General features: G+C 68.2%; 9 protein-coding genes. 5 read left to right on the top strand and 4 right to left on the bottom strand.

What is annotated here, in order from left to right; all coding sequences use genetic code 11:
- The first annotated feature begins 5 nt into the window (after positions 1-5).
- Genes KEG57_RS20370 through KEG57_RS20360 form a run of 3 tightly spaced genes read left to right on the top strand, consistent with a single transcriptional unit; the run spans position 6 to position 2,325 of the window.
- Positions 6-1,025, top strand: coding sequence for a hypothetical protein (locus tag KEG57_RS20370; protein WP_272421279.1), 1,020 nt, complete (start codon positions 6-8; stop codon positions 1,023-1,025).
- A gap of 59 nt (positions 1,026-1,084) precedes the next feature.
- On the top strand, positions 1,085-1,663 hold the full coding sequence (locus KEG57_RS20365; protein ID WP_272421280.1) for a C-type lectin domain-containing protein: 579 nt from the start codon (positions 1,085-1,087) through the stop codon (positions 1,661-1,663).
- A 44-nt stretch (positions 1,664-1,707) separates the two neighbouring features.
- Positions 1,708-2,325 (top strand): hypothetical protein, encoded by a 618-nt coding sequence (locus KEG57_RS20360; RefSeq protein WP_272458701.1) that lies wholly within the window; start codon positions 1,708-1,710, stop codon positions 2,323-2,325.
- An 8-nt stretch (positions 2,326-2,333) separates the two neighbouring features.
- Here KEG57_RS20360 and KEG57_RS20355 read toward each other — a convergent pair whose 3' ends face one another.
- Together KEG57_RS20355 and KEG57_RS20350 are read right to left on the bottom strand one after the other, a co-directional pair.
- The gene (locus KEG57_RS20355; protein WP_272458700.1) at positions 2,334-7,664 is read right to left on the bottom strand and encodes a trifunctional serine/threonine-protein kinase/ATP-binding protein/sensor histidine kinase; all 5,331 of its coding nucleotides are present in this window, start codon (positions 7,662-7,664) and stop codon (positions 2,334-2,336) included.
- 21 nt (positions 7,665-7,685) lie between these two features.
- Positions 7,686-8,522 (bottom strand): acetoacetate decarboxylase family protein, encoded by an 837-nt coding sequence (locus KEG57_RS20350; RefSeq protein WP_272421283.1) that lies wholly within the window; start codon positions 8,520-8,522, stop codon positions 7,686-7,688.
- A 241-nt stretch (positions 8,523-8,763) separates the two neighbouring features.
- Between KEG57_RS20350 and KEG57_RS20345 the strand changes: the two genes are divergently transcribed.
- Positions 8,764-9,741 (top strand): acetoacetate decarboxylase family protein, encoded by a 978-nt coding sequence (locus tag KEG57_RS20345; protein WP_272421284.1) that lies wholly within the window; start codon positions 8,764-8,766, stop codon positions 9,739-9,741.
- 48 nt (positions 9,742-9,789) lie between these two features.
- Positions 9,790-10,839: a zinc-binding dehydrogenase gene (locus KEG57_RS20340; protein WP_272421285.1), complete on the top strand. Its 1,050-nt coding sequence runs from the start codon at positions 9,790-9,792 to the stop codon at positions 10,837-10,839.
- Here the strand turns inward: KEG57_RS20340 and KEG57_RS20335 are convergent.
- Positions 10,833-13,088 carry a polyprenyl synthetase family protein gene (locus tag KEG57_RS20335; protein ID WP_272458699.1) on the bottom strand — a complete coding sequence of 752 codons (2,256 nt, stop codon included), beginning with the start codon at positions 13,086-13,088 and terminating at the stop codon, positions 10,833-10,835. The genes KEG57_RS20340 and KEG57_RS20335 overlap by 7 nt on opposite strands.
- Before the next feature lie 53 nt (positions 13,089-13,141).
- Positions 13,142-14,017: an acetoacetate decarboxylase family protein gene (locus tag KEG57_RS20330; protein WP_272421287.1), complete on the bottom strand. Its 876-nt coding sequence runs from the start codon at positions 14,015-14,017 to the stop codon at positions 13,142-13,144.
- Positions 14,018-14,053: the final 36 nt, after the last annotated feature.

Genomic DNA, 14,053 nt, shown 5'->3' with positions numbered 1-14,053 from the left:
CACCCATGACGAATACGATCCGCGCCGCTCATCGTGATCCGAGGAGAAACATCCTCACGTCCGCGGTCGCCCTCGCTTTCCTGCTTGTCTCCGGCCAGGCCGCCGCGAATCCGCCCGACTCGATGGAGGACCGCGCCGCGCGGCGGGCCGCGGCGGAGGCGCTCTTCGACGAGGGCAAATGGCTGATGGACGAGGGGCGATATCCGGAAGCTTGCCCCAAGTTCGCCGAGAGCCAGAGGCTCGACGCGGGCGTCGGGACGCTCTTGAACCTCGCCGATTGTCTGGAAAAAATCGGCCGCACCGCGAGCGCCTGGGCGGAGTTCCGGGCCGCCGCGTATGCCGCGCGCGAAAAAGGGCAGGTCGAGCGCGAGCAGGTCGCGCGCGAGCGGGCGGCGGCGCTCGAGCCGAGGCTCGCGCGGCTCGTCATCACCGCGCCGTGGTCCGAGAAGGTGCAGAACCTCGAGATTCGCAAGGACGGGCAGGTCCTCGGGCGCGCGCTCTGGGGGACGGCCGTGCCCGTGGACCCGGGCAAACACGTGCTCGAGGCCCAGGCCGAGGGCAAACGCCCCTACCGCGTGGAGGTCGAAGTGCCTGGCGGCGAGGCCACGCGGGTGACGGCGGCCATTCCCGAGCTCGTGGACGTCCCCCAAGCGCCGGCGCCGCCGGCCGGCAAGCCACTTCCGAATTCGAGGGCCCCGGTGCACAAGATCGCGGGGATCGCGCTGGGAGGCGCGGGGGTCGTGTCCATCGTCGCCGGCTCGATTCTGGGAATGCAGGCCATTTCGCGGAACGACGCATCGGCCGCCCATTGCATCGAGGGCAACCTCTGCGACGCGACGGGCGTCGCCCTGCGCAGCGAGGCGCGCGCGCGCGGCGACGCTGCGACGGGGACGATCATCGCGGGCGTCCTCGCGGCGACGGGAGGGCTCGTCCTGTACCTGACGGCGCCGGAGGGCACGCCCGCGCGTGCCGGCGTGGGGACGGTGGGATCGGGCGCGGGGCTCGTGGTCGGAGGTGTGTTTTGAATATCAAACGGCAAACGGGGCGCCCGCGCGGACGTCCCTTTTGGTGGCTGGGGCTCTTCGTGCTCGGCCAGGCCCTCGGCTGCAATGCGATTGCCGGAATCGAGGAGGGGGTGCTCGCGCTTTGCCAGGACGGCACGCGTATCGATCAGACCGGCTGCCGGGGCTCCGACGAGGGGAACGGCGGCGGCGGGGCCGGCGGGGGCTCGTCTTGCCGGAGCTGTCCGGACCCCGACCCCGACGAATGTCCCTTGCCGTGGCAATGGAAGTCGCCGACGACGGGCTCGTGTTATTTGCACCATGGCACCGAGCGCGACTGGAACACGGCGCGCGAGCATTGCCTGGAGCTCGGCGGCGACCTGGCCGCGCTGAGCTCGGCCGAGGAGTTCTGGTTCATCGGGAGCGTGGTGTCGGGGGATGTCTGGATCGGCGGGACGGACGCCCAGCAGGAGGGCGAGTTCTCGTGGTCGAACGGCGAACCGTGGGTGTTCACGGCGTGGAAGGAAGGCGTGCCCGGAGATCAGGGCAGCAAACAGGACTGCGTGATGCTCTCGGCATCACCGGGGACCGCGGCGTCGTTCGACGACCGGGCCTGCGGCGAGAAGCGCGGATTTCTGTGCGAAAAGTCCAAGGCGCCGTGACTTTTCTTGTCGCCGGCCCGCCCGGGGTGCGATTCTGAAGGGGTATGCGGAAGGCTCCCCTTTCCCTTTCGTCCGTGCTCGTGCTCGCGCTCGCCGTCGGCTGCGGCGGCGAACAGAACTCGCCGGCAAACTCCGGCTGGTCCCAGGATCTCGGTGATCCCACGGGCCAGCCGCTCCGCCGCACCGAGACGCTGAGCGAGCTCGATCAGCCCCCCGCGCCGCTCACCGGGACGACCACGACGCCGCCCACCGAAAAACGGGTGCGTCACGACGTGATGATCGCGAAGGACGCGCCCCACGCCGCGACGTGCTCGTGCCTCGCCGTCGTGGTCGGCGCGCCGGGGGATCCGCGTCTCACGTGGCAAGCCCAGGTGCCGAAGCTCGGCGGGGACGTGGCAGTGGTCGCGGTGAGCGCCAAGGGCGTGCCCTGCCCCGGGATGGCCGAGGACGCGCCACAGCGGCCCAGCATCGCAGCGGTGGAGCAGGAAGGGGCCGACGTGGTGCTCACGATCGAGGAGCTCTCGCCGGGTCGTCCACAAGCCTCGGGGGCGGTCGTGCCGCGGCCCGGGCCGGGCGGCGCGGTGTACGTCAAGCCGAAGGGGCCGAAAGTCCCATATGGTCGGCCCGCGGCAGGGGCGGGGGCGCGCTGCAAGGTGCAGTGATCGAGAGCCTATCCAGGTAGCGAGACACGGAATGCCGCGTAATCGCCCTCGACGCTGTCGAAGGTGATGCTGCCGCCGTGGCCATTGACCACGATATCGTAGCTCAGGGACAAACCAAGGCCGGTGCCCACGTTGCCGGGTTTGCTCGTGAAGAAGGGCTCGAAGATCCGGTCCCGTACCGAGACCGGGATGCCCGTGCCGTTGTCACGGATCGAGACCTCGACCATCTTGCCCTGCCGGCGGCTCGAGACGTGGATCGTCGGCACGTACCGAGAATCGCTCCGCTGTTGTTTCTCGCCGAGGGCGTAGAGCGCGTTGTTGAGCAGGTTCACGATGACGCGCCCGAAGTCCTGCGCGACGATCTCCACCAGGCCGACGCTCGGATCGTAATCGCGCTCGATGTGGACCGGGTTTTCCCCGCGGGAGCCGTGGTACGAGAGCTTGACGTAATCCTCGACGAGGGCATTGATATCCGTGGGCTGCCGGACGCCCGTCGCGCCGCTCGCGTGCTGCATCATGCTGCGAACGATGTCGTCGGCCCGCTTGCCGTGCGACGCGATCTTCTCCGAATTCGCGCGGACGTCGGCGAGGATGTCCGATACCTCGTCGAACGTCGCACCGCTCGCCGCACTCTCCTCGATTTCCTGGACGAGCTCGGCGTTGATCTGCGCGAAGTTGTTGACGAAGTTGAGCGGGTTTTTGATCTCGTGGGCGATCCCGACGGTGAGGCGCCCGAGGGAGGCCATCTTCTCGGATTGCACGAGCTGCGCCTGCGTCGTCTTCAGATCCTCGATGGCCTGCTGGAGGTTGATGTTCTTCTTGCGCAGCTCTTCCGTGCGTTCGAGCACCCGCTGCTCCATCTCGCGATAGAGCTGCGCGTTCTCCAGCGAGATGGCGATCTGCGACGAGAGCAGGCGGAGCATCTCGAGCCGCTCCTTGGTGAACGCGCCGGTCGTCAGGTGGTTTTCGAGGTAAATGATGCCGAGCGGTTTGCCCTGGTGCAGGAGCGGCGCCACGAGCATGCTCTTCGGCGCGTGCGACGCGACGTAGGGGCTGCGGGTGAAGGCGCCGGCGCGCGCGGCGTCGTCGAGGATCACGGTCTCGCGGGTCCGCGCGACGTAACGGACGATCTCTTCGGACGCGTTCGGATACTCCTCGATCGGCGTCGAACGGAGCACGCCCACGACCTCGCCCGTGGCCGCGACCGTGGCGTCGACCTCCACGACGAGCCTGCCCTTCTTTTCGAGGACGAGCGCACCCCGCTGCGCGCCGGCATTCTCGATCACGACGTGCATCAGGGTCGTGAGGAGTTTTTCCAGTACGATTTCGCTCGAAATGGCGAGAGATGCCTTGATGACGCTCCCGAGGTCGAGCCTGTCGCCCGCGGTCCGGCTCGTGGTCGAGGAGGGACCGGAGGGCGGCCCAGAGCGGCGTTCGCTGATGTCGCGGGGCGTGAGGGACGGAGAATACCGCTCCCGCAGCAGCCCGAGCTTGCGCCGCGCGCCGCGGAGCTGATAAGCACGGTAGGCCTCGCGGAGGTAAGCCTGGGCGATCGAGTCTCGTCCGCGGGCGAACCAGGCCTTGCCCGCGAGCTCGTAGGCGAGCGCGGTGTGCTGCAAGAAATTGCCTCGCCGCGCGCCCTCGATGGCCTGCTCGTACAGATCAAGCGCTTCGGAGATCCGACCATCGACGCGCTGGACCTCCGCCGAGACGAGGGCCGAGAGGTGCGCGAAGTTGTCCGGTCCGGTCTCGGCCCATCGGACGAAATCGGCGGCGAGCGCGCCGAGCGTCTCGCGAAGGCCTGCGCGGTCCGCCTCCGGTGCGTCGGGAATCACCGCCGCGAGGCTCAACGCGTGATAGAGATGATGGTGCGCAACGGCGACGTTTCCGATGATCGCGGCGAGGAGAGGCTCCGAGCGCGTGGCCACCTCGAGCGCGCGCGCGGGTTCGTCGTGCAGGTACAGCACCTCGGCCTTCAGCGTCGGATAAAACGCGAGCGCCATGGAGCTCTTGTGCGCCTCGCATGCCGCGAGATAGGCCGCATCGTCGAGGCCCTCGGCGCTGAAATCGGTCCGTGACGGCGTATTGCCGAGCAGGTTCTCGAGCGCGAGGCGCAGCCCGACGATGATGTCGCTGGCGATCTCGTTCTTCGTCTGCTGCGTCAGCTTGAGGAAGCCGGGCAGATCCTGGGCGATCGGGTCGAGCGCGGCGCCCTCGTAGAATCGATTGAAGAGTTTGTAGATGAGGATGTAGCCCGCGTACTGGAGCTCGCCGCCCTCGAGGCCGGCCTGATAGCCCGCGTCGTTCACCGGCAGGCTCTCGCGCAGGTGCCTCACCCAGGGCGAAATGAAGTTCGCGAGCAAGAAGCTGCTCCGGCACTTGTCGTCGGGCGCGCGGAATCGGTCGGAGAGCGAGAGCGCCAGCAGCGCGAGCTCGCGGCCCAGCCGGCGATCGCCGAGGATGCTGCTCGTGATGTGCCCATAATACGCATAAATGTCGGACGACTCGGGCGCCGGGCCGAACTTCAGCGAGATGTTGACGGCCTTGACGATGATGAGCGCGTAAAGAAGCGGGCTCACGAAAAACGCGGGCGCGAGGACCGTCGTGAGCAGGCCCATCGCCGCGCGCGCGGCCGGATCCGTCATGGGTGGCGCATCACGGAGCGAGCCGAGCGAGCGGACCGCGAGGCTCGCCTGCACCTCGGCGATCTCGGCTCCCATGGCGGCCTGAATGCCCTCCGGCGGGAGGTGGATCGGCAGGTCGACCCCGAGGATCGCGAGGCCGTCCTTCGCCGCATTCATCGCCTCGTCGTACCGCGCCAGCATGGTGTCCTTGCGGACGAGCATTTCGTACGATTCGGCCTTCTCGATATCGGTCGGGGCGTGCTTCAGCACGTGCCGAATGAGGGCCTCGGAGCGCTCGTAGTTGCCGATCAGCGCCGAGACCGCGGCGAGCTCTTTGTGCAGCGAGAGCGGGAGGGGGGCGTCTCGGTCCGTGTTCGTCTCGGGCAGGGCGGCGAGGCCCGCTTCGAGGTAAGCGCTCGCGGCCGCGTAGGCCGTGGCGCGCTTGGCGCGCAAACCCGCGTCGAGGTTCAATCGGCAAAGCTCGCGCAGGCCGTGCTCGTCGGTGATGAGGCGGCGGCCCCGGTTGAGCTGGTCGACGACGTCGAAGAGTCGCTCGCCCGCGTCGTGCCCGCTCACGATAAGGTGACGCCCGATCCGGACGTGCACGCCCTCGCGCTCGTTCTCACCGAGGAGGGCGTACGCCGCCTGCTGGACGCGATCGTGAATGAAGCGATATTCCCGAATGACGAACGGGGACCCCGCGACGTCCGGCTGGGCGAGGACGAGGCCCGAGAGCGCCACGACAAACCCCTCCTGAAGGGCCGGCAAGAGCCTCTCGTACGCTTCGGGTTCGCTGATCTCGAGCACGACGGCGAGCGGCTTCAATTCGAAGACGCCGCCCATGCACGAGGCGACCTCGATGGCACGACGGCTGACCTCGGGCAGGCGGCGCAGCTTGCCGATCATCAGGTCCACGACGCTATCGGTGATGCCCTGCGCCTCGATACGCGCGACGTCCCACGTCCAGCGCCCCGCCGCACGGTCGAAGGCGATGAGCCCTTCCTGATAAATCGTCTTCAAAAGCTCGCCGACGAAAAGCGGGTTGCCTTCGGTCTTCCGGGCGACGAGGCGCGCGAGGGGCTCGACGTCGGCGGGGCTTCGGCCCACGGCGTCGGCGATGAGCGCCTGCACGTCCTCGATTCCGAGGGGCAAGAGCGGAATCCTGTCGATGGGCACGCCGTCCGCCTCGAGGGCGCCCAGCATCATGCGCAGCGGATGCGCGGGCCCGACCTCGTGATCACGATACGCGCCGATGACGAGGAGGCATTGGGGCTCGACGTCGCGCAGGATCAGGTCGATGAGCTTCAAGCTCCCCGAGTCGGCCCATTGCAGGTCGTCGAGGAGAAGGACCAAGGGATGCGACGGCTGCGCAAAGACGCGGATGAAGCTCCGGATGGCCAGGTTGAAGCGATTCTGGGCCTCCGTCGGCCCGAGCTCCGCGACCTCGGGCTGCGGCCCCACCACGAGCTCGACCTCGGGGATGACGTCCGTGATGATCCGGCCATTGGGCCCGAGCGCCGCGACGAGCTGTTCACGCAGCGCCGCGAGCACGTCCTCGCTCTCGCCGAGGATCTGGCGGACGAGCGATCGAAACGCGGAGACCAGCGCGGAATAAGGCGTCGTGCGCAAGAACTGATCGAATTTGCCTTCGATGAAGTAACCGCGCTGCCGGGTGATGGGCTTGTGGAGCTCGTGCACGAGCGCCGATTTGCCGACGCCCGAGTAGCCCGTGACGAGCGCGAGGGCCGCGCTCTTGCCCTCGGTCACGCGATCGAAGACGCCGAGCAGCGTCGCGAGCTCCTTCTCGCGGCCATAAAGCTTCTGCGGTACCTGGAACTGCTCCGGAACGTCGTGCTGCCCGAGGGGGAAGACGTCGATCGTGCTCTTCGCCGCGAGCATTTCGGCGCACGCGCGAAGGTCCGCCTGGATGCCGTACGTGCTCTGGTAACGCGCCTCGGGCGTCTTCGACAGGAGGCGCATGAGCACGTCCGAGAGGGGCTTCGCAATGCTCGTGTTGCGCTTGCACGGCGCGATCGGCACGCGCGCGAGGTGGCAATGCACGAGCTCCATCGGATCGTCGGACGAGAACGGGGGGGTCCCGGTGAAGAGCTCGTACAGCGTCGCGCCGAGCGAATAGAAATCGGTGCGATAATCGAGCATTCGGTTCATCCGCCCGGTCTGCTCCGGGGAGATGTAGCGGAGGGTGCCTTCGAGCGCCTCGGGGCTCAGCACGACCGCGCGCTCGCGCGACAGGATGGTGGAAATGCCCAGATCGATGAGCTTGCAGACCTGGGTTTGGGGGTTGTAGACGAGGTTCGCCGGGCTCACATCCTTGTGCACGATGCTGCGCTGATGGAGCGCGGCGAGCGCGTCGGTGGCGGCGATGGCCACGGCGAGCTGCTCGGCGAGGGACCACGGATGCGCGGGGATCAGGCGATCGAGCGATTGCCCGCCGAAATCCTCGAGGACGATGGCGTGGCGCCCGTCCGGCGCCTCGAGGAGGGCATGGGTGCGCACGACGAAAGGCGAGCTGACCTGGGCGAGCAGCTCGTATTCGCGGCGGAACCACGCGATCTCCTCGGGCGAAGGGTGCTCCGCCTTGAGGACCTTGAGGACGACGGGCATGCCGTCGACCTCCCGGTGCGCGAGGTAAATGCAGCAATGTGATCCCTCGTGGACGAGATCGGACGGCTCGTATCCTGACATCATGCCCATCGCGATGGCTCCTCGGCGCGCTCACCAGATGGAGGGGACGTTTGGCGCGGCCCCCGGGGCGCGCCCTCTTCCACAACAATAAGGGAGCGAGAGCTCCCAGGGCGCCCGAAGCTGGAACGCGCCCGTCGGTGATTGGTCGATGCCCTCGGACGAATACCTCCCGGGCGCGAGCCCCGGCACGAATGCTTCTTGAATGTTCGTCTTCGTGCGCAGGGGCCGAATCTCGGCCTCTCGCCAGAGTTTGTCGAAGTCCGAGCACGACAGGAGGGGCCCCACGGAGAGAGGTTGCTGCGACACGAGCGGCTGGGTCATGATCTCGAGCTGCCGCTGGAAGGAGGGCACGGCCGTTGCCGGCTCGAACGCCCCCGTGGCGCCCCACTGCAGCCCGAGGATCTCGTCGCCTCCTCCATAGAGGGGACATACGGCATACGACCCGTCGGTCCTCGCGGGGTTCGTGCCCTCGACGACGCGGACCAGCTTCTTGGGAAAACCCCAAAAAAGGATGCCGCCGAGGGTCGCGAGCAGGTTCGTCAAGAAAAGCCGCGGCATGTAAAAGAAGGGCCCCCGGACCCGCCCTCCACAGAGCGGGCGCTTCGCGTACACGTACGGCACGCCGACGACCTGCTCGAAATACGTCATCTCGGGGGGAAAAAACCGCGGAAACGTCATGTGCGCGTCGCGCACGTGGCCGAAGTACAGCGACACCGGATGGGTATCCCGGTGCGTCAAATCCTGATCGCCGAGCTCGAGCCCGTCGGGGAGCATCCACCGGACGTCCTCGCGAGGGAGCGCGATCGTGACGCCGTAGACCGACCATTGACCCACGAGCTTCATGCCCTGGTAGGGGTTCAGCGACATGACGACCTCCCCACGCATCGTGGTACGGCGAGGCGGCGCAGCCGGACCTGTACGGGTAAGAACATCGTCCCATGGTCAGGCTCGATTGGGACAGGTGTCAAGAGTCAGCGTCGCCTCGCGACACTTGCTTCCGCCCCCGAAGCTCGGCTAGCCTCGTCATCCGCGTTCCGGGCTCCGAGACGAGGGGCGCTCCGCCCGGACGAACGGGCCTCGCCCCCGAACCCCGCGGCCGAGACAAGGCATGAGCAGAGCCAATTTGCCGAAATACGTCGAGCGAGCGGACAACCAAGCGATGCCGACGCCCGCGGCGCTCCAGAACGTAACGGCCTATTTTTTCCCGCTCGAGAGCGACACGCAGAGGCAACAAGCGCTCGCTGACAAGTTCTTGAACGCCCCCTCGAAGGGCCTCGCCAGCTACCGCGCGTTTTTTCCTCAGGTATTTCTCGTCTTCACCCACACGGGCACCGTGTCCTCGACCGTGCCGGTCTTCCGCGACCAGGGCAGCTTCAACTACACCGAGGCAGGGATCTGGATCCCGCTCGTGTCGATCGATAAAACAGGTCCGATCCCGGTCGCCACGCGCCTCGTGCTCTTCCCCTATTACATGTTCGCGACCTCGAGCCACGCCGTCGCGAGCGGGCGCGAGGACCAGGGATGGCCCAAAGAAATCGCGGAGATCACGGTCCCGACGAGGCCCTCCGTGGCCGATCTCTTCCAGATCCGGCCCACGCTCTTCGATCGCTTCGGGCCCGACGTGCTCGCGCAGCGAGAGTACCTCGTGCAGGTGAACCGGGTCGGAGGTACCTCGCGCGGGGTCGTGGCGCAGGGTTTTACCGAGGGCAAAGCCGCGCTCGAGGCGCTCGTCGACCTCGTCTTCGGCGGCCCCATGATCACCGTCCCCGGCCTCGGGCTCGTCCTGTCGATGGTCGACCTCCTGCGCACGGGGCCCAGGTTCGCATTCCTCAAGCAATTCCGGGACGTTTCGGATCCCAGCCGCGCCTGTTATCAGGCCGGCATCGAGGCCGGCACGCGGATCGACTGCTTTCGCTGGGCCGGTTTGCTGGATGGGCGCTACACGCTCGACGTGAAGACCGCCGACAGCCACCCGATGGTCTCCGCGCTGGGGCTCACGCCGCGCAGCTTCGACGCGGTCCGCGGTTTCTTCGTGGACATGGATTTCACGCTCGACACCGGCGTCACGCGCTGGAAGGCGTTTTGAATCGAGCCACGCGCGCGCGAGCGCCCCAGGAAGGCACGGACGGTCGACATGCTACCGACAACCTACAAGAAGCTCATCGCAGTTCACCCGAGCCGTGATTTCCGCGCCGTCGCGAAGATCGTGGACGCCGATCTCGTCTTGCCGGGGCCGGGAGAGGTCCTCGTTCGCAACGTGGTCGCCGGCGTGAACGCTTCGGACCCGAACATCTCCGCATCCGCTTACGATGCGTTCAAGGTGGCCAGCACGAGGTCGTCCGATATCGATCTCGGCGCGGAGTCGGCCGGCGAGGTCGTCGCGGTAGGGCCCGGCGTGACGAGCCTCAAGGTGGGCGATCTGGTGATGGCCCTGGTCATCGGCGGCGGGTTTCGCGAGTACCTGCTCGCCCCCGCATCGGCGTGTATCCCCATTCCCCGCGCCACGCCCGAGATGCTCGCCATCCTCGTGAACGGCCTGACTGCGTCGATCGGCCTGAAGGAGGTCGGGCGCATGGGCTCCGGCGAGACGGTCGTGGTGACGGCCGCGGCGGGCGGTGTCGGGCAATTCGCGGTGCAGCTCGCCAAGCGCGCGGGCAATCACGTCATCGGCGTCTGCGGCGCCGAGGAAAAACGCGAGTTCCTCGAAAGGCTCGGCTGCGACCGTATCGTGAACCATCGGACCGAGGATCTCGGCGAGGTCCTCGCCCAGGAGTACCCGCGGGGCGTCGACATCGCATTCGAATCGGTCGGCGGCGCCCTGTTCGACGCCTCGCTCGCGAACCTGGCCATCCGCGGAAGGCTGCTCGTGTGCGGGTTCGTCTCGGAGTACACGCGCCCCGAGCCCGCCTCGACCACGGCGCCGCGCGTCTACCACGAGCTGCTCTGGAAATCCGCGGAGATTCGCGGCTTCTTCCTGTTCCACTTCGCCGATCGGATCGCCGGGCATCTCGCGGAGCTGCTCGAGCTTTCAGGCGCCGGCGCCCTTTCGGTCCACGTGGACCCGACGCCATTCGAAGGGCTCGCGTCGTGCATCGACGCGGTCGAGCACCTGCACACCGGGAAAAACGTCGGGAAGGTCGTCGTGCGCATCGGCGCGGGCCCGGCCTCGATTCGTCCTCAGTAGCTCCGATCGAGCACGTACCAGCCGAACGCGCGCAGTCGCGCGGTCGCGACCGAGGGCGCGACGAGCGGTGAGAGCCGCGTCCACGCCGTCTCGACGAGGTTCTGGGCGTCGCGCACGCACGCGTCGAGCGCGCCCGTGCGCTCGATGCGCCCGATCAGGTCCTCGACCACGGCGTCGTCGTCGGGTTTGTCCCGGAGCGTGCGCGCGAGGTGCTCGCGCTCGTCGCGATCGAGGAGTCCGAGCGCGCGCACGACGGGCAACGTGACCTTGCCGATACGAATGTCCTCGCCCCGCTGCTTCAAGTTCCCCTGGAAGCCGCGCACGTTCAGGACGTCGTCGATGATCTGGAACGCGAGCCCGATGGACTCGACGTACACGCCGAGCCCCTCGACCTGCGCCTCGGTGCCGCCTCCGGCGATCGCGCCCATGCGTGCCAGCGCGCCCGCGGGCACGGCCGTCTTGAGCCGGTTGATGGCCGTGACGCGACGCACGAGCTCCTGCGTGTCGCCCGACGCCACCGCGGCCGGCAAGAGATCCTCGAGGCCGGCGATGTCGAGGGCCTGCCCTCCGTGCCCCGCGCGCATCGCGTCGAAGTAGAGGTGCATGACACGCTCGGCGCGCTCGGGCGGGAGCGCGGAGCGCGAGAGGAAGAGCTCGGCCAGGAAATACGCCGCCGTGCCCGCGTTGATCGCCGTCGGCTCGCCGTGGAGGAGGTGACAGGCCGGGCCGCCGCGGCGGATCGTCGAACCGTCCTGCACGTCGTCGACGAGAAGCGAGCCCGTGTGGATGAGCTCGGGGATCGCGAGCCATGGAGCAAACCCCGTGGCGTCGCCGCCAACCGCGTCGATGCACGCGAGCGTGACGAACGAGCGCCAGCCCTTGCCGCCGCGATCGAGGACGTCGAGGAGCGGCCCCGTGAGCGAACGGCCGATGAGCTCGGGCTCGACGCCCTCGAGCCGCTCCTCGTGGCCCACGCAGCCGAGGATCTCCGCGAGCACCGGCTCGGAAGGGGCGCGCGAGACGAGCGCGGCGATCTCACGTCGCACGCTCCGATGCGCGGCGGAGAGGAAGCCCCCGAGATCGACGTAGGCAGGCGGAGACGTCTGCTCGACCCAGCCGACGCCCTCGATCGGCCGCCCCCAGCGCGTGCCTTTGACACGCGCGCGTCCTCGCCACGCGGAGACGCTGCCCAGAAGGCCATGGACCTCCTGCGCAGGCATGGTCGCTTCGAGCACGAGCTCGAGCCCGCCGCCGGGGATCCGTAGCGTGAAGGAGACAGGATACTCCTGGTACGAGCGCGGGCTCCGCCACGTGCCGATCGGCGCGAGCGTGGCGTGCGCCTCGGCGAGCGAACGCCCGCGGACGTCCATGACGATGGCCCGCGCGCGCTTCGTGTCCTGACCTTCCCGCGCGAGGACCTGCACGACAACTGAGCTGCCGTCGTCGAGGTGGAGGAACGCCCGCTGCACCACGCTCGGCGCTTTCGGCCCTTCGCTCACGGATGCGCCGGAAGAAGGCCCGATCAGGCGATCGTAGTGGCCGAACCCCGAGACCCGGAGCTCCTGGCCGTCGAGGAAGATCGTGCCGTCGACGAAGCAGCTCGGGAGCGTGTAGTGGAGCGAGGCCCCCTCCTCGCCGGGAGAACTCTCACGCGCGTCGTGGAGGAGCAGCGCGGGCTTGAGCGCGCGCAAGCGCAGGTCGCAGCCGCGCGCGCCGCGGAGTTGCCCGAGCACGAGCCGATAACTCCCGTCCGGCCTTCGCGAGAGCAGGCTGCCGCCGTAACGCAGCTCGAGGCCCCGCGGGTCGAGGGTGGGCTCGGCGTGCATCCCGTGCGCGGGGGCGGGGAGCGTTTCCGCGTCGAGCATCTCCAGCGCGGCGCGGGCGAGGTGCCGATCCATGGGCGCCGTGCCGTGCGTGATGGCGTCCCGCAGGGCGTTTCGGCGCGCCGCGTCGAGCTCCAGCCTCGGGCGGTATCGCTTCGTGCTCTCGTCGCTGAGCGCGAAGGAGAGGCCGTGGGTCGGCACCGGCTCGCCGTCCGCGCCGGCGTAGAGCCTCCGATCGAAGGCGGCCCACACCGTGAGGGCGCGCTGATCCTTCGTCTCGACGTGGACGGCGGCGGACCAGCGTTCGAACCACGCGCCCTCGGGAGCGTCGCGCTGCGTGAAATCCACGCTCGCATGCTCGGGGGCTTTCTCGTTTTCGGAAGGGGTCCGGGCGGGATCCGGGCCGCGCGCGGCTCCGAGCTTCATGGCTGCCGGGGTCGATGTCATCTCGTCGTCTCGTGCCGAAGGTTCTCCATCGATCAAGCGAGGCTGTGCCCGCGCCCGCAGCAATGGGGCAGGGTGAGCTTGAAAGGGGCGCGGAGCTGGAACGACCCGAGCGGCGACATGTCGAGCCCGCGCGAGCGATAGGTCCCGACGACGAGCCCCGGGACGAACGCATCCTCGATGCGCGTCGTCGTATGAAGAGGCCGCGCCTGGGCGCGCTCCCAGTCATTTTCGTGATCGGCGCACGAGAAGAGCGGACCGCGGCCGACCGGCTGGCAGCAGATGAGCGGCTGGCGCAGGACGTCGAGGATCGCCTCGTGGTTCGGCACCCGCGCCATGGGCTGGAAATCGCCGGTCACCTCGTAGCTCAGCGACACGATCGACTCGGCGTCGTCCCCGGGGGGAAAGACGCGGTACGTCCCGGTCTCGTGCCTCGTTTCGTGGGGGTTTTTCTCGGAACGAGGCGCCTCCGCGCCCGCGCCGTTCGCCCCCTTGTCCGGGCCAAACGACATCTCCCGAATGCGGCCGAGTTGCTTCGCCAAACCCCAGAAGAGCCATCCGCCGATCACGGGCAGGATCTGGCTCGCGAAGAGGCGCGGCACGTAGAGGAAAGGGCCACGCGCGCGCCCCCCGCAGAGGTCGCGCTTGGCATGGACGAACGGCACGCCGATGGCCTGCTCCTTGTACGTCGTCCCGGGCAGGAGCAGGCGAGGCAACGTGACGCGCACGTCGTAGCGGTGGCTGAAGGAGAGCACGACGGGGTGCGTCCCCGGAGGCGTGTGGTCCTGGGGTCCGAGCGCCAAACCCTCCGGCAGCATCCACGCCACCTCGTCACGAGGCATGACGAGCGTCACATAGCAACTGGACAGCTTTCCGACGATGTTCATGGACCGGTACGGGCTCTCGAGCATCCATCCTCCGCAAAGGACCTCGTACGGAACTCGTCA

This window comes from Polyangium jinanense (genome assembly GCF_028435365.1).
This window is presented reverse-complemented; position numbering and strand designations above follow the sequence as displayed.